Origin of the sequence: Nocardiopsis coralli (genome assembly GCF_014892575.1) — a bacterium.
GTDB classification, from domain to species: domain Bacteria; phylum Actinomycetota; class Actinomycetes; order Streptosporangiales; family Streptosporangiaceae; genus Nocardiopsis; species Nocardiopsis coralli.
In genome coordinates, this window is sequence record NZ_JADBGI010000002.1 from 124,431 (window position 1) to 147,711 (window position 23,281).

Consider the following 23,281-nt stretch of genomic DNA (forward strand, 5'->3'; position numbering starts at 1 on the left):
TCGTGCGGGGGCCGCGGGGGTCAGCGGCGTCGTCGGAGCAGGGCCTCCAGTTGGTCGACCTGACCCTGTTGGAGGTCGACCATGGCGAAGTCGGAGGGTGTGTGGCCCCCGGCGCCGTCGGATCCGGTGTGGGTGACCAGGGCGCGCAGGGCCTCGAACCACCCGTCGAGCAGGGCCCGTACGCGTTCCTCGTCCCAGAGCCGTTCGGCGAAGGTCCACCGGGCGCGGAGCCGCCGGCGGTCGGGGCCGTCCTCGGCCACCGCGTTGAGCGCCAGGCCGTGGGTCAGGGGCAGTTTCGGTTCGAACTCCAGGGGCACGTCCCAGGTCTCCTCGGTGAGCTCCCAGTCCTTGCCCGAGGCGGAGGGCATGCGGCCCAGGTAGTTGAAGAGCAGGCCCGGGCGGGGCCCTTCGGCGAGTTCGTGCGCGGTGTCCCGGTTGAGGTACCGGAGCACGCCGAAGCCCACACCCCCGTCGGGCACGGCCCGCAGGATCTCCTTGACCCGCTTGAGCGCCTGACCGGCGGCGGGCCCTCCGGCCAACGCCTCGTGCACGTCCACACGGCCGGTGCCGGGGCCGCCCAGGTCGAGTCGGAGCGGGTACAGACTGGTGAACCAGCCGACGGTGCGCGAGAGGTCGGCACCCTCGACCAGGTCCTCGCGGCCGTGGCCCTCGACGTCGACCAGCAGCGGGCCGGCCGGGTGCCCGGTGCGTTCGCGCCAGGCCTGGACCGCCAGGGCGAGCGCGCTGAGCAGGACGTCGTCGGGGCGTGCGCTGTAGGCGTCGGTGACGCGGTCGAGCACGGCCTCGGTCGTGGCGGCGTCGAGCAGGCCGGTGACGGTGCGCGACGTACCCACGGTGTCCTGGCCGGGGTCGGGGGCGGGTAGGGCCTCGGTCCCGGTCCGGCCGCCGTGGTCCGCCCCGGCGAGGACACCCCGCCAGTAGGGCAGCTGGCCGGTCCAACGCGGTGTGGTGGCCGCGTCCTCCAGAGCCGACGCCCACGCCCGCAGCGGGGTTCCGGGGGCAGAGAGCTCCGGGGTGTGCCCCTCGGAGCGGGCCCGGACCGCGGCCTCCAGGTCGGGCAGGAGTACTCGCCAGGAGACCCCGTCCACGGCCAGGTGGTGGATGATCAGCAGGAGACGCCCGGTGCCCCGCTCCCCGGCGTCGAACCAGACCGCGCGCAGGAGCACGCCCGCGTCCGCGTCCAGCTCGTGGGCGGCAGTCTCGGCCGCGCCGGCCACCTCGGCGGACGGGACACCGCCCGGAGCCGCGGGTGCGGCCACACGCCTGAGGCAGTCGGCGGCCGGGACCGATCCCGGGGGCCGGATCTCCAGCACGGGCCCGTCTGCGGACCGGTTCAGGCACAGGCGCAGGGCGTCGTGGCGGTCGAGCACGTCGGCGAGCGCGGCGGTCAGCACGTCCTGGGTCAGACCTGCTGGTGTGGCCACGACCTGGCGCTGGGTGACGGTGTCGATGTGCTGGCCGCGCCCGAGCAGCCAGTGGCCGATCGGGGTCAGCGGGAGCTCGCCCCAGGGCGAGAGGTCCGAGCCGAAGGTCTGCGCCGCCTCCCGGCCGGGGTCGACCGGTGTGGCGGCCCGGGCCAGGGCGGCCGGGGTGCGTGCGCTGAACACGTCGGCGACCTCCAGGGCCCATCCCTCGCGGTGGAGGCGGTTGACGACCTGGATCGAGGAGATGCTGTCGCCGCCGATACGGAAGAAGTCGTCGTCCGCGCCCACCTCGGGCAGGTGCAGCACCTCGGCGTAGACGCGGCAGACCGCCTCTTCGACGGGGGTGCCGGCCCGGCGGCCCTGTCCTGCGCCGTCCCCGAGGCCGGGGGCGGGCAGGGCGGAGCGGTCGAGCTTGCCGTTCGGGGACAGCGGCCACTCCTCCACCGCCACCAGGACGGAGGGCACCATGTACTCGGGCAGCGCCTCGGAGACCGCCTCGCGGACCCGGGGGTAGGAGCCGTCGGGGTCCTGTTCCGGGCCGCTGATGTGGGCGACCAGGACCTGTTCGCCCGAGGCGTTCTCGGCGACCGAGGCGACCGCGCCGGTGACCCCGGGGGCGGCCGCCAGCGCGGCCTCGATCTCGCCGAGCTCGATGCGTTGGCCCCGCACCTTGACCTGGAAGTCAGATCGGCCGGCGAACTCCAGCACGCCGTCGCGGAACCGGGCCAGGTCCCCGGTCCGGTACATGCGCCCGCCCTCGGCCGAGAAGGGATCGGCGACGAAGCGCTCAGCGGTCAAGCCGAACCGGCCCCGGTAACCCCGGGCCAGCTGTGCGCCGGCCAGGTACAGGTCGCCGGCCACCCCGTCGGGCACGGGACGGAGCAGACCGTCGAGCACGTACACACGCGTGTTCCACACGGGGCGGCCGATCGGTACCGTCCCGGGCCCGGTGTCGTCGAAGGCGTCGAACCAGGTCACGTCGACCGCGGCCTCGGTCGGGCCGTAGAGGTTGAACAGCCCCGTACGTGGCAGGGTGCGGCCGAAACGCTCGGCCGTCTCCGTGGGCAGGCCCTCCCCGGAGGCGAAGACCCTGCTCAGGCCCGTGCAGTCGGCGGCCGTGGGCTCGTCCAGGAAGACCCGCAGCATCGAGGGCACGAAGTGGCACGTGGTCACCTGCCGCTCGCGGATCACCCGCGCGAGGCGGGCCGGGTCGCGGTGGGCACCGGGCGGGGCCACCACGAGGGCGGCGCCGACACGGAAGGGCCAGAAGAACTCCCAAACCGACACGTCGAAGGCCGACGGGGTCTTCTGCAGCACACGGTCGTCCCCGCTGAGCGGGAAGCGGTGCTGCATCCAGTCCAGCCGGTTGACGATCGCCCCGTGCGAGACCCCGACCCCCTTGGGGCGGCCCGTGGAGCCCGACGTGTAGATCACGTAGGCCAGGTCGTCGGGGTGGACCGGTGCGAGGCGTTCGTCCTGGGACAGTTCCGCGCCGGAGGTGTCGGCGAGCAGTGCAGCGGTCCCGGGTGTGTCCAGGACCAGGAGGCCGTCGGTCCCGCCGGGGAGCGCGCCGGAGGCCTCGGGCGTGGTCACGACGGTCCGGGGCGCTGCGTCCTCCAGCACGAATCGCAGCCGGTCCTCGGGGTGGTCCAGGTCCAGGGGGAGGTAGGCGCCGCCGGCGACCACGACCGCGTGCAGCGCGACGACCAGGTCGGCCGAGCGCGGAAGGGCCACCGCGACCACCTCGCCCGGTCCCACGCCCCGCGCGACCAGCACGCGCGCCAGCCGGTTCACCCGGGAGCGGAACTCGGCGTGGTCCAGCACCGCGCCCGAGTCGGAGTCCACCAACGCGACACGGCGGTCCCACGCGGCCGCGGCGCCGGGCAGGTCGCCCAGCAACGCGGGGGTCACGGCCGTGTCGGTGGCGTTCGCCCGCGTGAGCCGCTGTGTCTCTTCCCCGGTGCGGGGGTCGATCTCGGCGAGCGGGCGCGCGGGGTCGGCGAGCAGCGTCTCCAGCAGGTGCCCGAAGCGTTCGGCGAGCAGGTGGGCGGTTGCGGCGTCCAACAGGGCGGTGGCGTAGCGCAGTTCACCGACGAGCTCCTCCGAGCCCGGCAGTTCCACCACGGTGAACTCCAGGTCCACCTTGGCCACGTCGGTCTCGACCCGCTGGGGTTCCACACGCGCGCCGAAGAGGTCCTGCGAGCCGCCGGGTTCGCGCTGGTGGCTGAGCATGACCTGGAACAGCGGGTGCAGGCCGGGTTCGCGGGCGGGGGACGCGGCCTCGACGATCTGGTCGAAGGACAGCCCGGCGCGGGCGTAGGCGGCCGTGTCCGCGGTGCGCGCACGCTGCAGCAGGTCCTCGAAGGTCACGTCACCGGAGACGTCCATGCGCAGCGGCACGAGGTTGAGGAACAGGCCCACGAGGTCGTGTGCGGAGGTCTCGTCCCGGCCGGCGACCGGTGTGCCGACGGTGATGTCGTCGCCCGCGCCGAGGAGGTTCAGCTGGAGGGCGAGGGCGGCGTGCAGGACCATGAACTCGGTGGCCCCGTGCTTCCTGGCCAACTCGCTGATCCGGGCCGTGGTCCGCGGTGTGATGCGGAAGGGGGCCACGGCGCCCGCACCGTCGGGCTGTGCCGGGCGCGGCCGGTCGGCGGCAAGGTGCATCCGGTCGGGCGCCCCGGCCAGCGCGGTACGCCACTCCCCCGCCAGGCGCGCCGCGGCGCTGTCGGGGTCGGAGGGGGAACCGAGGCGTTCCCACTGCGCGAGGGCGTGGTCGATGTAGTCGGTCCCGCGTTCGGGCCACCGGGGGCGCTCGCCCCGGGCGCGGTGGCGGTAGGCGGTGTCCAGGTCGCGCAGGAGCGGCTGTTCGGAGCCCTCGTCGGTGGCGATGTGGTGGACGACCAGGAGCAGGACGCTCTCGTGGTCGCCGGTCCGGAAGAGGGTGGCGCGCAGGGGCACCTCGGCGGCGGTGTCGAAGGCCCGGTGGACGCGCTCCTTCATGGCGGCCACGAGGTCGCTCTCCCGTACCTCGGCCACCTCCAACAGCTCGGGCAGGGACTCGGCCGGGAGGACGTCCTGGAAGGCCCCGTCGCCGTCGTCGGTGTACACGGTCCGCAGGGGTTCGTGCCGCAGCACGGTGTCGTGCAGGGCGAGGGCGAGCGTGTCCGCGTCGACGTCGCCGTGCAGCCGCAGGGCGACGGGCACGTTGTAGACGGGGCTGGGGCCGTTGAGCTTCTCGAGGAACCAGAGCCTGCGCTGGGCGGGCGACAGGGGCGGCCGGGCCGGGCGCGGACGGGCGGCCGGGGCGCCTCCCACCGGTTCCGCGCTGCGCAGGCGTTCGGCCAGGCCGGCGGCGGTGGCGGCCCCGAAGACGACGCGCAGGGCGATGTCGCGGCCGAAGCGGTCGCGTACCCGGTTGGCCAGGCGGGCGGCCAGCAGGGAGTGCCCGCCCAGGGAGAAGAAGTCGTCGCGGGTTCCCACGCGTTCGAGCCCGAGCACGTCCGCCATCAGGGCGCAGAGCACCTCCTCGTCGGCGTCCGCGGGTTCGTCCCCGTGGGTGTGCGCCGGGCCGAGGCCGGGTTCGGGGAGGGCCTTGCGGTCGATCTTGCGGTTCTCGGTGAGGGGGAAGGAGTCCAGCGCCACGACGGCGGCCGGGACCATGTAGTGGGGCAGCCGGTCGGCCAGGGCGGCGCGTGCGGCGCCGGTGTCGAGGGTGTGTCCCGGGGCGGGGACGGCGTAGGCCACGAGCGCGGGGCCGCCGGTGCGGTCCTCGCGTGCGACGACCACGCCCTGCCCGACCTCGGGCAGCTCTGCGAGGGCGGTCTCGATCTCGCCGAGTTCGATACGGAACCCGCGGATCTTGACCTGGTGGTCGGTGCGGCCGAGGTAGTCCAGGGCTCCGTCGGGGCGGCGGCGCACGAGGTCGCCGGTGCGGTACATGCGGCTGCCGGGCGGGCCGAAGGGGTCGGCGACGAAGCGGTCGGCGGTCAGGCCGGTGCGTCCGGCGTAGCCGCGGGCCAGACCGTGGCCGCAGATGTAGAGGTCGCCGGGGCGCCCGGTCGGCACCGGGCGCAGGGAGGGGTCGAGCACGCGCAGGCCGGTGTTGGCGAGGGGCCGGCCGATGTGCACGGCCTCGCCCGGGAGCACGGTCGTTGCGGTGGACCAGATGGTGGTCTCGGTGGGCCCGTAGAGGTTGGTCACCTCGGCGGCGCGTGCGGTGAGGTCCTGGGCCAGGTCGGGCGGCAGGGCCTCGCCGCCGACGAGGACGCGCAGCCCGTCCAGGGCGTGGGGGGCCTCGTCGGCCAGGGAGCGCCACAGCGTGGGGGTGGCCTGCATGACGGTGGCGCCGCCGTGTTCCAGGTGGGCGGCCAGGGCCCGGGGGTCGCGGGTGGTGTCGCGGTCGACGAGGTCGAGGGTCGCGCCGGAAAGGAGCGGCAGGTACACCTCGAGCAGGGAGATGTCGAAGCCGATCGTGGTGACGGCCGCCCACCGGTCGCCGGGGCCGAGGGGGACGCGTGCGCCCATGTCGGCGAGGAAGTTGCGCAGGCCCAGTTCCGGTACGGCCACGCCCTTGGGGCGGCCGGTGGAGCCGGAGGTGTACAGGATGTAGGCCAGCGCGTCGCCGGTCACGGGCCCGGGGGCCGGGCGTTCCTGCTCCGGGGCGGGTTCGGCGGACTCCTCGACGAGCAGCCGGGGTGTGCCCTGGGGCAGGCGGGCTCCGAGTTCCCGGTCGGTCAGGAGCGCCAGGGCGCCGGCGTCCTCGAGCATGTAGGCGATGCGGTCCGGCGGGAAGTCGGGGTCCAGGGGGAGGAAGGCGGCACCGGTCCGGGGCACGGCGACCAGGGCCGCTGCGAGGTCGGCGCCGCGGGGCAGGGCGACGGCGACGGTGCGTTCCGGGCCGGCCCCGCGTGCGCGCAGGTGCGCGGCGAGGCGGTCAGCGCGTTCGTCGAGCTCGGCGTAGGTGAGCTGCTGCCCTTCCGCGCACACGGCGACGGCCTCGGGGGCCTGGCGGGCCCGGGCGCGGATCTGCTCGGTCACGGGGGCCGTCGGTAGGTCGCGCACGGCGGCCCGGTCGATCTCCCGGTGGGCCCGGCGTTCCTCGTCGGAGACGGTGTCCAGGTGGCCGACGGGTGTGGTGCCGGCGGGGTCGGATCCGTTGAACCCGTCGAGGAAGCGGGAGAACTCGGCGGCGCGCCCACGCAGGTCCTCTGCGGTGTGGCCCGCGGCGTTGGCGTTGTACTCGAACCGGAGCCCGCCGGTGGCGCGGTCCGGGTGCACGGTGAGGGACAGGTCGTCGATCGGGCCCTCGGAGAGGGTGCGGGCTTCGGCTCGCACGTCGCCGAAGCGCAGGTCGTCGTCGAAGGCCTTGATGTTGATCACCGGCCCGTACAGCCCGCTCTCCCGGCCGACGAGCCCGAGGTCGCGCCGGATGTCCTCGGCGCGGTGGTTCTGGTGGGTGCGGAGTTCGCCGAGCCGCGCGCTCACCCGGCGCACGAGGTCGGCGGGGGTGCTGTCGGGGTCCACCCGCACGCGGAGCGGGAGGATGTTGACGACCATGGTGGGCACGCTGAGCGCGGCCGACCCGAGCCGGCCCATGGCGGGCACACCGATCACGACGTCGCGGTGGCCGGTGGCCCGGTGGACGTAGGCGGCGAAGGCGGCGATGAGGGCCTCGGCCCAGTTGGCGCCGGCGGCCCCGGCGACGCGGCCCAGCGCGGCGAACCCGTCCCCGCCGAGGGTGCCGTGTTCCCGGCGGCTGCCGTCGGGCGAGGCCGAGGGCACGGTGCCGAGCACGGCGGGTTCCGGGCGGCCCTCCAGCGTGCGGGTCCAGTACTCGCGGTCCCGGGCCTTGCGGTCGGAGCCGGCGTAGTCCTGCTCCTCGGCGACCACCTCGGCGAGGGTGCGGGTGCGGGGCGGCGGTGTGCTCTCCCCGTTCCCGTGGCTGTAGATCTGGGCCACGCGCCGGTTGACCATGGTGATCGCGTAGGCGTCGACGAGGATGTGGTGGTAGCGCTGGAACCACATCCAGTGGTGGTCGGCCACGCGCAGCAGCGCGAACGTGAAGAGCAGGCGGCCCGTCCCCCACACCGGGGTGGACATGCGCTCGCGCATCCACTCCTCGGCGGCTTTCCGGGGGTCGTGGGCCGAGCGCAGGTCGAGCACCTCCAGGTCCCAGGAGGGGTCCGGCCGGATCTCCTGGACGGGGGTGCCCCCGTCCTCTGCCCCGGGCGCCCCGTCCTCGGCCACGATGTGGGCCCGCAGCGTCTCGGTCTCCCGGACGGCCCGGCGCAATGCGGCCTCGAACAACGCGGGGTCGATGTCACCGGGCAGGTCGACGTACTGGCCGACGTTGTAGGCGGGGGTGCCGTGCAGGACCTGTTGGGCGTACCAGACCCCGGTCTGCGCGCCGGTCAGAGCTGTTCGTGTGGTCACCGGATCGGCCATGGTGTGCGCTGGTTCCTCTTCGTTCGTCGATCGGCTGCTGCGGGGGCGGTTCAGCGGTCCGCGGTACGGGTCGCGACGGAGTCGACGATCTCGGCGACCCGGGTGGCGATGTTGGACAGCAGCGACGCGGAGACGCCGTGGGTGTGTTCGGTACCGCCCTGCAGGTAGAGGCCGCAGGTGAGGGTGTCGTCGGTGACGACCCGGTAGTCGCGGTCCACGGCGGGGCGCCCGTCGCGTGCGGTGGCCAGGCTCTCGGCGAGCCCGCCCAGGAGGGGCCGGGCGTCGGCGGGGTCGTAGCCGGTCGCGAAGACGACGTAGTGGGCGGGCAGCGGTGTCTGCTTACCGGTGACCAGGTCCTCCACGACCACGGCCACACCCTCGGGGCTCTCGGTCAGGCCGGCCACCCGTGAGGTGTTGTGCAGGTGCAGACGCTGGTTCCCATGGACCTTCTCCATGTAGTGGCGCCGGTACAGCTCACCGATGAGGTCGGGGTCGACCACGGAGTAGTTCGTGTTGCCGTGGTAGCCCATGAGCTTGCGCTTGACGTCCTCGGGCGCGGAGTGGAAGGCGTCCACGGCCTCGGGGTCGAAGATGCGGTTGGCGAAGGGGCTGTCGTCCGAGGGGCTGTAGCCGTACCGGGACAGGACGGCGTGGACCTGGGCCCGGGGGAAGCGCTGGTGGAGGTGGTCGGCCGCCTCCGCGGCGCTCTGCCCGGCGCCCACGACCACGAAGGAGCGGGGGTCGTCCTTGGGCGATAGCTCGTTCAGGCGCGTGAGCAGGTACTCGTTGTGCCAGATCCGCGCGGACTGCTCCACGCCCTCGGGCATGCGGGGGCGCAGGCCCGGGCCGAAGACGACGTTGCGGGCGCGCAGCACCGTGCGCTCGCCCGCGGCGTCGCGGGAGACCACGTCCAGGTGGGTGACGCGCTCACCCGAGTGCACCGGCAGGACCTCCACGACCTCCTGGCCGTAGCGGACCTGGTCCTGCACGCGGCCGGCGCACCAGGACATGTAGTCGTGGAACTCCTGGCGCAGCGGGAACAGCGTCTTGTGGTTGATGAAGTCGTGCAGGCGGTCCACGTGCTGCAGGAACGACAGGAAACTGAAGTCGCTGGAGGGGTTGCGGGTGGTGACCAGGTCCTTGAGGAAGGACACCTGCATGGTGGCGTCCTCGATGAGCATGCCCTGGTGCCAGCCGAAGGTGTCCTGCTTCTCGAGGAAGACGGCGGACAGCTGCGGCGCTGTTCCCTGGGCGCGGCGCTCGTGCAGGGCGATGGCCAGGCCGAGGTTGGAGGGGCCGAACCCCACCCCGACGAGGTCGTGGACGGTGGGGTCTTGGTCGTTGCTGGACACGGTGGTTCCTTCGGGGTGGGGGTCGGCCCTCGGGGGCCGGAGGACGGACACGTCAGTTGCCGGCGGGTACCGGGGCCGCCCGGAGCGCGCCGAGGGCCTGTTCGGTGGTGAAGACGGCGCCGCACCGTCCGGCCGCGTAACGCAGGGCCGCGCGGTGCTGGTCGGGTCCGAAGTCGGCCAGGGCGTCGGCGATCATGAACGCCTGGATGTCGCGCATGAACGCGTCCGCGGCGGTGAGCTGGCAGCCGATGTGGGCGTAGACGCCGGTGACGACGATCTGGTCGCGTCCCTGGGCGGCCATGCGTTCGGCCAGGTCGGTCTGGGCGAACGCGCTGTAGCGCCACTTGGTGAGCAGCAGGTCGTCCTGTTCGGGGGCGAGGTCGGGCACGATCTCGGTGTGTTCGTCCACGGCCCGCATGCCCCCGCCCCAGAAGTCGACCTCGAGGCCGCGCTGTTCGGAGGTCATGTCCCCGGGCTTGGCGGTGTAGACGACCGGGACCCCGGCGGCGCGGCAGGCGGTGAGCAGGGCGGCGATGTTGGCGGTGGCCCCGGCCACGGGCTGGGCGCCCTCGGGGTAGGCGCGCAGGAAGTAGCGCTGCATGTCGTGCACGAGCAGGACCGCGCGGGCCGGGTCGACGGTCCAGGGGGCGCGGTTGTCGGGGAGCTCGTCGGCGGTGGGCAGCGGGTAGGGGTCGATGGTGGGCAGGGCCATCACTGTGCTCCGGACTGGTCGGTGGTGCCGCGCAGGTCGCGCTTGGAGATCTTGCCGACCGCGGTGGCCGGGAAGGAGTCGACGAAGCTGACGCGGTCGGGGATCTTGTAGGCGGCGAGCCCGCGTTCGCGCAGGAACGCGAGGATCTCGCTCCGGGTGGGCGCGGCTCCGCGCGGGATGATGTAGGCGCAGGTGCGTTCGCCCAGGTAGGGGTCGGGCAGAGCGACCACGGAGGTGTCGTGCACGGCCGGGTGGGCGAGGATGTGGTTCTCGACCTCCTCGGCGCCGATCTTCTCGCCGCCGCGGTTGATCTGGTCCTTCGCCCGGCCCGCGACGACGAGGTTGCCGGAGGGGTACCGGCACACGATGTCGCCGGTGCGGTAGAAACCGTCCGCGGTGAAGGCGGCGGCGTTGTGTTCGGGGGCCCGGTAGTAGCCGCGGATGGTGTAGGGGCCGCGGGTGAGCAGGTGTCCGGGTTCGCCGTCGGGAACGGGGACGTCGTGCTCGTCCACGATCAGGACCTCGTCGTGGGCGCTGATCGGGCGGCCCTGGGTGGCGGTGACCACCTCGTCGGGGTCGCCGTCGCGGGTGTAGTTGACCAGGCCCTCGGCCATGCCGAAGACCTGCTGCAGCGCGCATCCCAGGACGGGGGTGACCCGGCGGGCGGCCTCCTCGGGGAAGGTGGCGCCGCCGACCTGGAGCACGCGCAGCGACGACAGGTCGCGCTCGGCCTGGGATCCGCGCTCGACGGCGTCCAGCCAGAGCATGGCCACCGGTGGCACGACCGAGGTCAGGGTGGCGCGTTCCTTCTCGATCAGGGCCAGGGCCGTGGCCGGGCTGGGGTCGGGTGAGAGCACGACGGTGCCGCCCGCGTGCAGGACCCCGAGGAACCCGGGCGAGCTCATCGGGAAGTTGTGCGTGATCGGCAGGGCGCCCAGGTAGACGGTGTCGGTGCCGAGCGCGCAGATGTCGGCGCTGGCCCGGACCGAGTAGAGGTAGTCGTCGTGGGTCCTGGGGATGAGCTTGGGCAGCCCGGTGGTGCCGCCGGAGAGCTGGAAGAAGGCGACCTCGCCCGGGTCGGGGTCGGCCAGGGCGAGCGGGTCGGGCTCGGCGCGCAGTTCCTCGAGGGCGACGGTGCCCCGTTCCGGGGTGCCCGGGTCGCCGGCCACGACGACGTGTTCCAGGCTCGGGACCTCCTCGCGCACCTCGGCGGCCATGGGGCGGCAGTCGAAGCCGGCGTGGGTGTCGGTGGTGACCAGGGCGACCGCCTCGGCGGTGGAGGCCAGGTGGACCAGTTCGCTCCTGCGGTGGGCGGGCAGCGAGTACACCGGCAGTGCGCCGCGGCGGAACAGGGCGAAGACCACCTCGAGCAGCGCCGCGGTGTTGGGCAGGTGGACCACGACGCGGTCGCCCTCGGCCACACCGAGCCGGTCCAGGCCGGCGGCCAGGGAGTCGGCCCGGCGGTCCAGTTCGGCGTAGGTCCAGCGGGTGTCCCCGTCGACGACGGCGGTCGCCTCGGAGAACCGGGCGGCGCGGTCGCGCAGGAAGGCGGGGAAGGTCTCGCCGGTCCAGTACCCCGCCCGCCGGTAGGTCTCGGCGAGGCCCTCGGGCCAGGGGGTCCAGTCGCCGGCGGCGACCGGTCCGGGGCGGCGGGTGCCGTTGGCGGTTCCGGGCGCGGGGGTGCGGGGGTCGGTGGTGCTCATGTTCAGGCGGTTCCGTCCACTCCGAGGGCCAGCAGCAGGGTGCGCAGCTTGTCCGAGGTCTCGGCCAGTTCGGCCTCCGGTTCGGACTCGGGCATCACGCCTCCGCCCGCGTAGAGGTCGAGGGAACGCCCGGCCACGTCGGCGCAGCGGATCGTCACGACCCACTCCCCGTCGCCGGCGGCGTCGGTGTAGCCGACCGCACCGGTGTAGAAGCCGCGGTCGAAGGGCTCCAGGCCGGTGATGGTGTCGAAGGCCCGGCCGGTGGGGCTGCCGCAGACGGCCGGCGTGGGGTGCAGGTCGGCGGCGAGCCGGTGCGCGGGCACGTCGGGGTCGGTGAGTTCCCCGCTGATCCGGGTGGACAGGTGCCACATGGTGGCGGTCCTGACCAGTTCGGGTTCGGTGGGCACCGTGAGGTTGCGGCAGTGGGGGGACAGCGCGTCGGCGACCGCGTCGACCACGACGGCGTGTTCGTGGCGGTCCTTGGACGAGGTGAGCAGGCCGACCGCGCGCCGCTGGTCCTTGGTGGCATCGGCGCTGCGCGGCGCCGATCCGGCGAGCGGGTTGGACTCCACGCGCCCGCCGCGCTTGGAGACGAGGAGTTCGGGGCTGGCGCCCAGGAGGGTGCGCACCCCGTCACCGCGTTCGGGCAGGTTGGTGGCGAAGACGAAGGCGGTGGGGTCGCGGCGCAGGAGGTTGGCCAGCACGGTGGCCACGTCGACGTCCTCGGTGCTCTGCGCACGCAGGCAGCGGGCGAGCACGACCTTGCGCAGCCCCGGGTCCTCGGCCATGGCCTTGACGGCGCGCTCGACGGCGGCCACGTGCGCCTCGGGTTCGGGGTGCGCGGTCAGGCTCCACGTGCCGGCCAGGGCGTCCCAGCGGGTGTTGGCGGCGCTCTCCCGGGACGGGGACGGCGACCACTGGACGGTCTCGGGCACGACCACGTGGGCGGGCCGGGTGGCGTCGAAGGGGACCGCGCCCACGGCGACGGCGTTCCCCCCGGCCTCGGCGAGGACGGCGGGGATGTCGTCGAGCCGGTCGGCGGTGGCGAGCGCACCGGTCCCGTGGAGGGCCGTGGTGGAGGTGGAGAAGAACGAGTCCCCCGGCCGGTAGGCCGTGAGGAGGTCGTCCGCTGTGGCAGCGGGGGCGACGGTGCGCTGGGGCATGCGTGGGGGCCTTTCTGTGTTCGTGGCACGCGCGTGCGGTGCGAGGTGAGGCGGGGCCGCGTGGGGGGACTGCCGGGATCGGCGGAGGGGCGGACTCAGCGCAGGGTGGCGCTCAGCGCAGGGTGGCGCTCAGCGCAGGGTGGCGCCGCCGTCCACGTACAGCTCGTGCATCGTGATGTGGCGGGCGGCGTCGGAGAGCAGGAAGCGCACGGCCTCGGCGACGTCCTCGGCCCGGCCGAGGCGCCCGAGGGGGATGCCGACCTTGAACCGGTCGGGGTCCCCCTGGACGAGTGCACCGGTGTCGGGCGTCATGGCCCTGAGCATCGGGGTGTCGGTGGAGCCGGGCGAGACGATGTTGCAGCGCACGCCGGAGGGGGCCAACTCCAGTCCGAGGGATTTGGTGAAGGCGACGGCGGCGGCCTTGGAGGCCGCGTAGCCGGCCATCCCGGACCGGGGGACGCCCGCGGCGTTGGAGGCGACCGTGACCAGGGCGCCCTCGCCGCGGGGACCCATCCGGCGCGCGGCGGCCCGGCCGACGGCGAAGACACCCGTGGCGTTGACCGCGAGCATCCGGTCCCAGTCGCGGTCGGTGCACTCGGTGACGGGGCCGGTGGAGAGCACGCCCGCCGCGTTCACCACGGCGGTGAGGGGCCCGCAGGCCTCCTCGGCCTCGTCGAAGAGCTCCTCGACGCGGGCTGTGTCGGTGACGTCGACGGTGTGGGCGGAGGGTTTGTGCCCCCATTCCTCCAGCAGTCGGACGGTCTCAGCGAGGCCTGCGGGGTCGACGTCGGCGACGGCGACCCGGGTTCCCTGTGCGGCCAGGTCCGTGGCGACCGCCCGTCCGACACCGCTCGCCGCTCCGATGACGAGCCCTACCGAACCGCCGGTCCCATCCACGCTCAACGCCTCCTGTGTGACACCATGACTGACTTGGCAAGGCAAAGCTTGCCTTATTTAGGCAAGGCTTACCTTAAGACCCACCCGGGCCCCGGTGTCAATCCGGGCTCGACGGTGACCTGGGACACATGGACAGGACGGCAGGAGGCAGGAGTCGATGACCGAGTGGACACGGTGTTTCCACCCCTCGCAGGAACCGCGGGCGCGCCTGGTGTGCTTTCCGCACGCCGGCGGTTCGGCGAGCGCGTTCCACCCCCTTTCGAAAGGGCTGGCGGAACGGGGCGTGGAAACACGGGCCGTGCAGTATCCGGGGCGCCAGGACCGTTACCGCGAACCGTTCTTCGAAAAGGTCGACGCACTCGTGGAGACCGTGGTGGAAGAGCTCTCACCACTGGCGGACGAGGGGATTCCCCTCGCGTTCTTCGGGCACAGCATGGGTGCCGTTCTGGCCTTCGAGGCCGTGCGGCGCCTGGAGAGGGAGGGCCGACGCCCTGCGGCCCTGTTCGCCTCGGCCTCCCAGGCCCCCTCGCTGCCCTGGCCGCCGCCGGGAACGCCCTCGGCCCGCGGGGCCGACGACGCGGCGCTGACCGAGGATCTGCGCCTGCTGTCCGAGGGCACTTCACCGGTCCTGCAGCACCCCGCGCTGCTCGAACTCGCCCTTCCGGCGCTGCGCGCGGACTTCCTCATGCTCGAGGGATACGAATACACGCCCGGAGAACAGCTCGACTGCCCGGTCGTCGCCCTGGCCGGCGACCGTGACCCGCGCGTTCCGGTCGATTCCGTCGGCCCGTGGGAAAAGGAGACCGCGGCCGGTTTCCACATGCGGGTCATGCCCGGCGGGCATTTCTACCTCGAGGATCAGCTGCCCCAGGTCGTCGAGGAGATCGTTACGCGCATCTGACCCCGCCGACAGCAGAAAACCGCCCCCGCGCGAGGCCGAGTGCGGCGAACGCAGCGAGGGCGGCCGGGCGGGACGGATTCATGCAGGGATGATGACCTCTCCGGTCCGAGCCCCTTCCACGGACTTCTGGTAAGCGCGGGCGACCTCGGCCAGATCGACCGGGGCGAAGCCGGGGAAGTAGTCCCCGTAGTCGGGCAGGCTCTCGGTGAAGACCGAGGGGCTCACCGCGTTGATGCGCTGCGGGGCGATCTCCACCGCGGCGGCGCGGACGAAGGATTCGACCGCGCCGTTGGCCATGGCCGCCGCGGCTCCCTGAAGGATCGGATCCCGAGCGGTGACCCCGGTGATGAGGGTGAAGGACCCGCGCTCGGCGACATACGGAAGGCCCGTGCGGACCAGGTCGATCTGGCCGTGCACCTTCTGGTCGAAGGCCGACCGGTAATCGTCCGGGCCGAGCTTTTCCAACGGCGCGTACGGCACGTCCCCCGCGGCGCTGACCACGGCGTCGACCCGGCCGACGCGCGACCAGAGTTGGCTCAGCTGTTCGGGTTGGGAGATGTCGCAGCGGATGTCGCCGGAATTCCGACCCACCGTCACGATCGTGTGCCCGCGCCGGGACAAGAGTTCGCGGGTCGCCTTTCCGGCCTTTCCTGATGCTCCTACCACCATGATCTTCATGGCTCGGACTCTAGGCATTCTGGAGGAAAAAGAGAAATACGTTCTTGCGGCCGCCCATACGCTGGACGCATGAGTGTCGAACTGCGTCATCTGCGTGCACTGGTGGTCCTCGGTGAATGCGACACGTTCACCACGGCCGCCGCCGTTCTTGGCACCACACAGCCCACGCTCTCGCGCACGATCGCGCAGTTGGAGGAGGCCCTGGGGGCCCGCCTGGTGGAGCGGACCACGCGGGAGTTCGCCCTCACCCGGGCGGGCCTGCGCTTCGCGGAGGACGCACGCGGTGTGCTCGGACGGTTGGACACCGCCGTGGCCCGGGCGCGGGAGGAGCCGGCCCGACCCCTGCGGCTGGGGTTGGCCTGGGCGGGGCTCGGTGAGCACACCGTGCCGCTCCTGCGCGCGTGGCGGGACCACTCGGCGACGCCTGTCGAGGTCGCCCGTCCGGAGGATCCCCGCGCCGACCTCGTGCGGGGCCGCCTCGACGCCGCCGTTGTCAGGGGCCTGGAGACCGGGGACCGGGGACCCGACGGTTTGGTCTCCCACCCTCTGTTCACGGAGTGCCTGGTCGCTGCGGTCGCCTCCTCGAACCCGCTCTCACGGCGACGGTCGGTGGACCTGGCCGAGCTGTCCGGGCACCCGGTCGCCCTGTGCCGGACCGCGCCCACGGTGACGCTGGATCTGTGGGAGAGCCGCGGCCATGCGGCGCACGGGGTCGCGGTGGCCAACACGGACGAGTGGCTGACCCGTATCGCGCTCGGTGAGGCCGTGGGGGTGACCGCTTCGGCCACGGTGTACGGGCGCTCCCACCCGGAGGTGGCCTACCTGCCCGTCGAGGACTCCCCGCGGGTCGACGTGGCCCTGACCTGGCACGCCGAGCGCCGCCACCCGGACATCGACGCCTTCGCCTCCTTCTGCGCCCGGTACTTCGCCCAGCACGCCCCGGAGAGCGTCGCCCCGTAGAGCGACACCACCGGGCACCGGCCCCGGGGTCAGCCGGCGCGGCGCTCCTGGTCGCGCTGGAGCACGGCACGCAGGCCGAGCTCGTAGCCGAACGTGCCGCAGCCGGCGATGTAGCCGGCGGCCACGGGCGCGGTCACGGAGGTGTGGCGGAAGGCCTCGCGTGCGTAGATGTTGGAGATGTGGACCTCGACGACGGGGGCCTCGACGGCGTCGACGGCGTCGCGCAGGGCGATGCTGTAGTGGGCGTAGGCGCCGGGGTTCATCACGACACCGGCCCAGCCGCGCGCGCCGTGGATCAGGTCGACGAGGTCGCCCTCGCCGTTGCGCTGGGCGCAGACGACCTCCACCCCCAATTCCTCCCCCAGCGCGACCACGCGGGCCTCGATCTCGGCGAGGGTGGTGGTGCCGTACTGGGCGGGGTCGCGGGTGCCCAGGAGGTTGAGGTTGGGCCCGTTCAGGAGCAGGACCTTGCGGGCGGGCTCGGGGTGGGTCATGCGGTGCGCCTCGGTCGTCGGTGGCTGGGGTCGGTGCGCCCCGGCCGGGTCGCCGGTGCTCCCCCGCCGCGGGCGCGGCGCCCCCGAGCATAACCAACCCGCCCCGGAACAGGGCGGTCCGGGGCCGAGCCGAGGAACGCTCGCTCCCCCGCTGCCGAAGGGGGCGGTTCCGCCCGCCCCAACTGCGTCTGCATCCTCCGCGGCGCCTCCGGGGTGACCCGGGACACGGCGTCAGATAGCATACCGACCAGTCGGTTCACGATGGTTTGGAGGAACCCCGTGGCGTCCAACCTTTTGTCCGCACGCGACCTGAGCTTCCTGCTCTACGAATGGCTCGGCACCGAGGAGCTGACCGAGCGCCCCCGCTACGCCGAGCACTCCCGCGAGACCTTCGACGGAGCCCTGGAGCTGGCCGAACGTGTGGCCACCGACCACTTCGCCCCGCACAACAAGACCAACGACGCCGACGAACCCCACTTCGACGGCGCCCAGGTGCACGTCAACGCCGAGGTCGGCGAGGCCCTGAAGGTCTACGCCGAGACGGGGCTGAGCTCGCTGGGCATGCCCGAGTCCGTGGGCGGCGCGCAGGTCCCGCACGTGGTCTCCAGCGCCTGCAGCGCCTGGTTCCAGGCCGCGAACCTGGGCACCTCCGCGTACCCGTTCCTGACCACCGGCAACGCCCGGCTGCTGCTGGCCCACGGCACCCAGGAGCAGATCGACACCTACGTGCGCCCGATGGTCGAGGGCCGGTGGACCGGAACCATGTGCCTGTCGGAACCGCAGGCGGGCAGCTCCCTGGCGGACATCACCACCCGCGCCGAACCGGCCGAGGACGGTGCGTTCCGCCTCTTCGGCAACAAGATGTGGATCTCGGCCGGCGACCACGAGCTGACCGAGAACATCGTCCACCTGGTGCTGGCCAAGCTCCCCGGCGGCCCGCCCGGGGTCAAGGGCATCTCGCTGTTCATCGTGCCCAAGTACCTCCCCGGACCCGACGGCTCCCCCGGCGAGCGCAACGATGTGGTCCCGGCCGGGCTCAACCACAAGATGGGGTACCGAGGCACCGTCAACGCGCTGCTCAACTTCGGCGAGGGGGCCCACACCCCGCAGGGCCGGCCCGGCGCGGTCGGGTACCTGGTCGGCGAGGCCCACCAGGGCCTGAAGTACATGTTCCACATGATGAACGGGGCCCGGATCGGCGTCGGCGCGGGCGCCACCGCGGTGGGCTACACCGGGTACCTGAAGTCGCTGGAGTACGCGCGCGAGCGGGTGCAGGGCCGCCCGGTCACCGCCAAGGACCCGGCCCGGCCGCAGGTGCCCATCATCGAGCACACCGACGTGCGCCGCATGCTGTTGGCCCAGAAGAGCTACGTCGAGGGGGCGATGGCGCTCGTGCTGTACAGCGCCCGGCTGGTCGACGACACCCTCAGCCACGCGGACGCGCAGGTGCGCGAGCGCGCGGAGCTGCTGCTCGACGTGCTGACGCCGATCGTCAAGAGCTGGCCCTCGCAGTGGTGTGTGGCCGCCAACGACCTGGCGATCCAGGTGCACGGCGGGTACGGGTACACGCGCGAGTACGACGTGGAGCAGCACTACCGCGACAACCGGCTCAACGCGATCCACGAGGGCACGCACGGCATCCAGGCGCTTGACCTGCTGGGCCGCAAGGCGGTGCAGGACGGAGGCAAGCGCCTGTCGCTGCTGGTGGAGGAGGCCCGAGGGACGGTCGAGCGTGCGCGGGCCCTGGGCGGCGCGGAGGCCGAGCACGCCGAGCTGCTGGACGCGGCGCTGGAACGCGTGGCGCAGACGGCCGCCGCGGCCTGGGCGCAGGGCGCGCCCGAGTCCGCGCTGGCCAACGCCACCGCCTACCTGGAAGCGGTGGGGCACGTGGTGCTGGCGTGGATGTGGTTGGAGCAGTCGGTGGCCGCGCACGGGCAGGAGGGCACGTTCTACGACGGCAAGCGTTCGGCGGCGCGGTACTTCTTCCGGCACGAGCTCCCGCGCACCGGTCCGCAGTTCGACCTGGTGGCCTCGGGTGAGAGCACGGTGCTGGACACCCCGGCCGACCTGCTGTGACCCGACCCCGGCGGCCGTCCTGTTCCCGGGCCGGCCGCCAGGCGGGCCCCGGCCTCAGCCGGCCTGCTCGGGCAGGGACTTCTCGATGAGTTCGACCACCTCGGGGTCGTCCGGGCGGGTGCTGGTGCGGAACCGGTGCACGGCGCCGTCGGGCAGCACGAGGAACTTCTCGAAGTTCCACTTGACCTTGCCGGCCTTGCCCTGGGCGTCGGGGGCCTGGGTGAGCTCGGCGAACAGGGGGTGCGCTCCACGGCCGTTGACCTTGGCCTTGCTCGCCATCGGGAAGGTCACGCCCCAGGTGGCCGAGCAGTACGCGGCGATCTTGTCGTCACCGCCGAACTCCTGCAGGAACTGGTTGCTGGGAAAGCCCACGACGGTGAACCCGCGGTCGGCGTAGCGCCGCTGGAGCTCCTCGAGCTGCTCGTACTGCGGGGTGAACCCGCACCGCGAGGCGACGTTGACCACGAGGCGGACCTGTCCGGCCCACTCCCCGAACGTGGTCTCGCGCCCGTCGATGAGGGTCACGGGGATGGGGTCCAGTGTCGGCACGGTCTCCTCCTGCGGCGGTCGGTGCAGTGGTGGCCACCGTACCGACCGCCGCGGGTGCCCACGGACGCGGGCCCGGAGGGGCGCTCCCGGTCAGGCGGGGCGCATGCCCTCGGCCGGGACGTCGACCTCGAAGACGTGGCCGATGTCGACCTCGTCGTAGCCGTAGTCGGCGTTGGCGACGCGCATGCGGCGGGGCGAGACCTCGAGGATGCGCACCTGGACGGGCTCCTCACGGCCGGGCAGGGTGAGCAGCCACGGGTCGGCGAGGTAGGTCAGGCCCCGGCTGTCGAGCGCGGCCCGGGCCTCGTCCTCGCTCTGGGGACCCTCCAGGGCGTGGCCGAACGGGGTGACGGGCACGTGGCCCTCGCCCTCGGGGCGCAGGTAGCCGAGCACCTCGCCGTCCTCGTCGCGGTGGTGGGCCCTCCAGTGGCCGGGGATCATGGCCTCTCTCCTTCGTCTCGGGTCGCCACAGTGCAGCAGAGCGCCCGTGCGGGAGGCAACGGGTTTTCCGGCGCTCCGGGACCCGGCGCCCGACCGCTCGCGCCCGCCCCGGCTCAGATGGCCTCCTTGCGCTGAAGATGGGAGAAGGCCGCCCACCCGGGCAGCACCGGGAGCCAGAAGGTGAGCAGGCGGAACAGCAGCACCGCGGGCAGGGCGACCGCGGCCGGCACCCCGGCCACGGCGGTGAGCCCGCCGATGAGCGCGGCCTCCACGGCGCCGAGCCCGCCCGGTGTGGGCGCGGCCGAACCGATGGCGTTGCCGGCGAGGAAGACCACGGCGACGGCGACCAGGCCGATCTCCTCCCCCGGGTGGGCGAAGGCCAGCACGGAGAAGTGCAGGCAGAGCACGAACCCGACGGTCAGCAGCAGCGTGCCGCCCAGTCCGAGGATCAGTCCGCTCGGGCTCTGCAGGGTGTCGAGCAGCCGCGGCAGGACCCCGCTGAGGTAGGGCCGCACCCGTTCGCCGACGGCCCTGCGCATGCGCGGCCGCAGCAGTACGGCACCGATGGCGGCGGTGGCGGCCAGGCACAGCACGACCACCGTGGGCGAGGGTGTGAACCCGGTCCAGTAGGACGTCCCGGTCAGGTAGGCGCACACCAGCAACAGGGGCACGTGCACGAGGAACCCCACGACCTGGCTCAGCCCGACGGCGGACAGCGCCAGGGACGCGGGCGCCCCGGCCTTGATGACAAAACGGGTGTTGATCGCGATGGACCCCAGCCCGGCAGGTGCGGCGATGCGCACGAAGGAGGCGGCGTACTGCACGGCCAGGGTCCGCCACCAGGGCAGGCGCAGGGGCACGAAGCCGATGAGGACCATGGCGGCGGCGACCATGCACACGGTCGCCATGGCCAGCGCGGCCGCGGCCCATCCCAGGTCCGCTCCGGCGATGGTGCTGAGGTCGACCCCGGTGAGCTGGTACAGCAGGACGAGCCCGACGGCGGTGGCCACGACGACGCTGACGACGGTGCGCGGGCGCATGCGTTCGAGGCGGGCCGGTGCGGCGGGCGCCTCGGGGGCCATGGCCACGATGTGGTCGCGCAGCCGGGCGAGCAGGCCGCGGTCGGAGCGCAGTCGGGCCCGCAGGGCGTAGGGCATGCCGGCGGGTTGGAGGAAGGGCAGCAGGGCGGCGGTGTCGGTGACCCCGAGTGCGCGTACGGCGGCGTCGGCGGCGCGGTCGGACCCCATGCGCAGGGCGAGCAGGGTGACCAGTGCGGCGGCGTCGAGGGAGAGGCGCAGCTGGGGCGCGGCGATGGTGCCGCGGTCCACGCCGGTCAGGACGAGGTCGCCGTCGTCGGTGAGGCCGAGGGTGGAACCGCTGAGGTCGCCGTGGGCGATGCGGTGGCGCTGCAGGGTCTCCAGGAGGTTCCAGCAGCGGTCGGCGAGGTGGTCGGTGATCTCGGCGTCGGGGAGGGCGTCGAGCGGGCGGGCGGCCACGACCTCCCGGATGAGCAGCACGGTTCCGGGGCCGATCTCGCCCACGCCCAGGACCCTGGGGGTGCGCACCCCGGCGCGGCGCACGGTGTGGCCCATGAGGGCGGCGTGCTCGGCTCGGCGGCGGACCCCGTAGAGCATGCGGGGGGCGACGGGGCCGCGCAGGAAGAGCAGGTCGCGCAGGCGCAGCCAGAACCCGGTGGTGTTCTCGGAGCTGAGCGCGGACAGTTCCACGCGGGCGCCGTCGGCCAGGTCGGCGAGGAACCGGGGGTTGCCGTCGTGGTCGTGTCCGGCGGGGGTGATGAGGTCGGCGGGCATCCCGAAGCGCACGAGCTCGCCGTGGGCGCGGGCGACCAGGTCGGTGGGTGCGCCGCTGGTGCCGACGGCGTACAGCGCCAGGAACCCGCAGGCGAAGCCGACCAGGACGGTGACCAGCAGCGCGAGGAAGCTGGTGACCCCGGCGAGGATGGCGCAGGCGGTGGCGGTGGCCGCGGCGCCCCAGAGCCAGGCGCGCACGCGCGGCAGCCCGGTCGGCAGGGTGCGGGCCACGGCGATGGCGGCGGCGACGTAACCGAGGCTGGCGCTGGTGAAGACGTCCCCGGGCGCCCCGGTGAGGGTGGGTTCGCCCGGGCCGACGAGGGTGGCCAGGGCGGCGTTGACCAGTGAGGCGAGCCCGTAGGCGGCGATCCCCGCGGTGGCCGCGCGGGTGAAGTCGCGCAGGCGGCGCAGGAAGAGGGCGCGCAGGGCGCTGACGCAGAAGAGGAGGATGATGAGCAGGTTCGCGCCCAGGGCCACCAGGAAGAGCAGGCTGGAGGGGACCAGGGCGCGCAGGCCGTCGGGGTCGGCGGCCTGTCCGGGGTCGGTGGCCAGGCGCACGGTGGCCAGAACGGCGGCCAGCAGCAGGAGTCCGGAGGCGCCCGCGAGGAGGTCGACGGGTCTGCGTGGCACGTGTGCGACCGGTGGGGTGTCCGGTGCCCCGGGTTCGGTGTGGGTTCGGGTTGTCACGGGTCCCAGCCTGCCCGACCGGTGGGGTTTCGGGCACATGGGGCGGGGGTGTTTCGTACGGCCCGTTGCCCGGCCACAGCACCGCCGCCGGAGGTCGTCCGGCGGCGGTGGGCAGGGGTGTGGCGTGCGCCCGGTTCAGGCCGGCGGGTCGATGAGGCCGCGCCGGTAGGCGGGGACGAGGTTGCGCGGAACGCGGTACTCGCGTCCCTGCAGGTGGACGGTGACCAGCTCGGGGCGCTGCGCCTTCCACTGGGAGCGGCGCGTGCGGGTGTTGGCGCGCGACATCTTGCGCTTGGGGACGGCCACGGCGGTCCTCTCAGGGGTCGTTCGGGGGTCGTTCGGGGTTCGGTGGGGCGCGGTGGTGCCGCGCCCCGGCGGGTGGTTACCGCTGCTTCTGGTACCGGCGGTTGAAGCGCTCCACACGTCCGGCGGTGTCGACGACCCGCGCGGCACCCGTGTAGAAGGGGTGGCTGGCGCTGGAGATCTCGACGTCGATGACCGGGTAGGTCTGCCCGTCGGTCCATTCGACGGTGCGGTCGCTGGTGACGGTGGAGCGGGTCAGGACGGAAAAATCACCGGCCCGGTCGCGGAAGACGACGGGGCGGTACTCGGGGTGGATCCCCTGCTGCATGTTCAGCGCTCCTCTCGGAACTCGACGTGGCGGCGCACGACGGGGTCGTACTTCTTCAGGCGCAGGCGGTCGGGTGTGTTCCGGCGGCTCTTGCGGGTGACGTAGGTGTGGCCGGTCCCGGCGGTGGACCTGAGCTTGATGACGGGACGGGTCTCGCTGCGTGCCATGTGTGCCTCCTGGGTCTCGGTGTCCGACCCTTACAAGGATACGATAACCGTTTTCATTCCTAGTCCAGTCGCCGAGTTCGTTCGGCGACCCATGAGCCACACACCGTGACGACCCCCGGTCGGCCGGATCCCCGGAAGCCCGCTACGGCCGACAACAGCAGAGGGCGGGG

17 protein-coding genes are annotated in these 23,281 nt (G+C 73.3%); 3 read left to right on the forward strand and 14 right to left on the reverse strand.

What is annotated here, in order from left to right:
• Nucleotides 1–20: 20 nt before the first annotated feature.
• From IDM40_RS02520 to IDM40_RS02545, 6 genes are all read right to left on the reverse strand, one after another.
• Nucleotides 21–7,877 (reverse strand): non-ribosomal peptide synthetase, encoded by a 7,857-nt coding sequence (locus tag IDM40_RS02520; protein ID WP_193120241.1) that lies wholly within the window; start codon nucleotides 7,875–7,877, stop codon nucleotides 21–23.
• Between the two features lie 62 nt (nucleotides 7,878–7,939).
• Nucleotides 7,940–9,241 carry a lysine N(6)-hydroxylase/L-ornithine N(5)-oxygenase family protein gene (locus tag IDM40_RS02525; protein WP_193120242.1) on the reverse strand — a complete coding sequence of 434 codons (1,302 nt, stop codon included), beginning with the start codon at nucleotides 9,239–9,241 and terminating at the stop codon, nucleotides 7,940–7,942.
• Nucleotides 9,242–9,293: 52 nt separating this feature from the next.
• Nucleotides 9,294–9,953, reverse strand: coding sequence for an isochorismatase family protein (locus IDM40_RS02530; protein ID WP_216630243.1), 660 nt, complete (start codon nucleotides 9,951–9,953; stop codon nucleotides 9,294–9,296).
• A complete protein-coding gene (locus IDM40_RS02535; RefSeq protein ID WP_193120244.1) occupies nucleotides 9,953–11,656 on the reverse strand; it encodes a (2,3-dihydroxybenzoyl)adenylate synthase in 1,704 nt (567 codons plus the stop codon). Before IDM40_RS02535 ends, IDM40_RS02530 begins: the two co-directional genes overlap by 1 nt.
• Nucleotides 11,657–11,658: 2 nt before the next feature.
• The gene (locus IDM40_RS02540) at nucleotides 11,659–12,819 is read right to left on the reverse strand and encodes an isochorismate synthase (protein ID WP_193120245.1); all 1,161 of its coding nucleotides are present in this window, start codon (nucleotides 12,817–12,819) and stop codon (nucleotides 11,659–11,661) included.
• Between the two features lie 129 nt (nucleotides 12,820–12,948).
• Nucleotides 12,949–13,722 carry an SDR family oxidoreductase gene (locus tag IDM40_RS02545; protein ID WP_216630244.1) on the reverse strand — a complete coding sequence of 258 codons (774 nt, stop codon included), beginning with the start codon at nucleotides 13,720–13,722 and terminating at the stop codon, nucleotides 12,949–12,951.
• A 151-nt stretch (nucleotides 13,723–13,873) separates the two neighbouring features.
• On the opposite strand from IDM40_RS02545, the gene IDM40_RS02550 reads away from it, so the two are divergent.
• The gene (locus tag IDM40_RS02550) at nucleotides 13,874–14,617 is read left to right on the forward strand and encodes a thioesterase II family protein (RefSeq protein ID WP_193120247.1); all 744 of its coding nucleotides are present in this window, start codon (nucleotides 13,874–13,876) and stop codon (nucleotides 14,615–14,617) included.
• Nucleotides 14,618–14,695: 78 nt separating this feature from the next.
• On the opposite strand, the gene IDM40_RS02555 is transcribed toward IDM40_RS02550, so the two are convergent.
• Entirely contained in the window at nucleotides 14,696–15,295 is a 600-nt protein-coding gene (locus IDM40_RS02555; protein WP_193120248.1) for a short chain dehydrogenase, read from the reverse strand.
• A gap of 69 nt (nucleotides 15,296–15,364) precedes the next feature.
• Here IDM40_RS02555 and IDM40_RS02560 point away from each other — a divergent pair, with 69 nt between their 5' ends.
• Nucleotides 15,365–16,255, forward strand: a complete 891-nt coding sequence (locus tag IDM40_RS02560) for a LysR family transcriptional regulator (RefSeq protein ID WP_193120249.1) — start codon at nucleotides 15,365–15,367, stop codon at nucleotides 16,253–16,255.
• A gap of 29 nt (nucleotides 16,256–16,284) precedes the next feature.
• Here the strand turns inward: IDM40_RS02560 and aroQ are convergent, their stop codons facing one another.
• On the reverse strand, nucleotides 16,285–16,749 hold the full coding sequence (aroQ, locus tag IDM40_RS02565; protein ID WP_193120250.1) for a type II 3-dehydroquinate dehydratase: 465 nt from the start codon (nucleotides 16,747–16,749) through the stop codon (nucleotides 16,285–16,287).
• Nucleotides 16,750–17,028: 279 nt separating this feature from the next.
• Between aroQ and IDM40_RS02570 the strand changes: the two genes are divergently transcribed.
• On the forward strand, nucleotides 17,029–18,825 hold the full coding sequence (locus IDM40_RS02570; RefSeq protein WP_193120251.1) for an acyl-CoA dehydrogenase: 1,797 nt from the start codon (nucleotides 17,029–17,031) through the stop codon (nucleotides 18,823–18,825).
• Nucleotides 18,826–18,879: 54 nt separating this feature from the next.
• Here the strand turns inward: IDM40_RS02570 and IDM40_RS02575 are convergent, their stop codons facing one another.
• The 6 genes from IDM40_RS02575 to rpmG form a co-directional block, all read right to left on the reverse strand.
• Nucleotides 18,880–19,374, reverse strand: a complete 495-nt coding sequence (locus tag IDM40_RS02575) for a glutathione peroxidase (protein WP_193120252.1) — start codon at nucleotides 19,372–19,374, stop codon at nucleotides 18,880–18,882.
• 90 nt (nucleotides 19,375–19,464) lie between these two features.
• Entirely contained in the window at nucleotides 19,465–19,815 is a 351-nt protein-coding gene (locus IDM40_RS02580) for a hypothetical protein (protein WP_193120253.1), read from the reverse strand.
• A gap of 113 nt (nucleotides 19,816–19,928) precedes the next feature.
• Nucleotides 19,929–22,352 (reverse strand): lysylphosphatidylglycerol synthase domain-containing protein, encoded by a 2,424-nt coding sequence (locus IDM40_RS02585; protein ID WP_216630246.1) that lies wholly within the window; start codon nucleotides 22,350–22,352, stop codon nucleotides 19,929–19,931.
• Between the two features lie 96 nt (nucleotides 22,353–22,448).
• The gene (gene rpmF / locus IDM40_RS02590; RefSeq protein ID WP_193120255.1) at nucleotides 22,449–22,619 is read right to left on the reverse strand and encodes a 50S ribosomal protein L32; all 171 of its coding nucleotides are present in this window, start codon (nucleotides 22,617–22,619) and stop codon (nucleotides 22,449–22,451) included.
• Nucleotides 22,620–22,695: 76 nt separating this feature from the next.
• Nucleotides 22,696–22,944: a type B 50S ribosomal protein L31 gene (locus IDM40_RS02595; RefSeq protein WP_193120256.1), complete on the reverse strand. Its 249-nt coding sequence runs from the start codon at nucleotides 22,942–22,944 to the stop codon at nucleotides 22,696–22,698.
• Nucleotides 22,945–22,946: 2 nt separating this feature from the next.
• Nucleotides 22,947–23,111, reverse strand: a complete 165-nt coding sequence (gene rpmG, locus IDM40_RS02600) for a 50S ribosomal protein L33 (protein ID WP_193120257.1) — start codon at nucleotides 23,109–23,111, stop codon at nucleotides 22,947–22,949.
• Between the last annotated feature and the right edge of the window lie 170 nt (nucleotides 23,112–23,281).

What these genes read in the sequence shown, in the direction of transcription:
- IDM40_RS02540 (WP_193120245.1), bottom strand. Translation starts at nt 12,819, where the DNA reads ATGCCCCAGCGCACCGTCGCCCCCGCTGCCACAGCGGACGACCTCCTC.
- IDM40_RS02585 (WP_216630246.1), bottom strand. Translation starts at nt 22,352, where the DNA reads ATGTGCCCGAAACCCCACCGGTCGGGCAGGCTGGGACCCGTGACAACC.
- IDM40_RS02580 (WP_193120253.1), bottom strand. Translation starts at nt 19,815, where the DNA reads ATGATCCCCGGCCACTGGAGGGCCCACCACCGCGACGAGGACGGCGAG.
- IDM40_RS02535 (WP_193120244.1), bottom strand. Translation starts at nt 11,656, where the DNA reads ATGAGCACCACCGACCCCCGCACCCCCGCGCCCGGAACCGCCAACGGC.
- IDM40_RS02530 (WP_216630243.1), bottom strand. Translation starts at nt 9,953, where the DNA reads ATGGCCCTGCCCACCATCGACCCCTACCCGCTGCCCACCGCCGACGAG.
- aroQ (WP_193120250.1), bottom strand. Translation starts at nt 16,749, where the DNA reads ATGACCCACCCCGAGCCCGCCCGCAAGGTCCTGCTCCTGAACGGGCCC.
- IDM40_RS02550 (WP_193120247.1), top strand. Translation starts at nt 13,874, where the DNA reads ATGACCGAGTGGACACGGTGTTTCCACCCCTCGCAGGAACCGCGGGCG.
- IDM40_RS02560 (WP_193120249.1), top strand. Translation starts at nt 15,365, where the DNA reads ATGAGTGTCGAACTGCGTCATCTGCGTGCACTGGTGGTCCTCGGTGAA.
- IDM40_RS02595 (WP_193120256.1), bottom strand. Translation starts at nt 22,944, where the DNA reads ATGCAGCAGGGGATCCACCCCGAGTACCGCCCCGTCGTCTTCCGCGAC.
- IDM40_RS02555 (WP_193120248.1), bottom strand. Translation starts at nt 15,295, where the DNA reads ATGAAGATCATGGTGGTAGGAGCATCAGGAAAGGCCGGAAAGGCGACC.
- rpmG (WP_193120257.1), bottom strand. Translation starts at nt 23,111, where the DNA reads ATGGCACGCAGCGAGACCCGTCCCGTCATCAAGCTCAGGTCCACCGCC.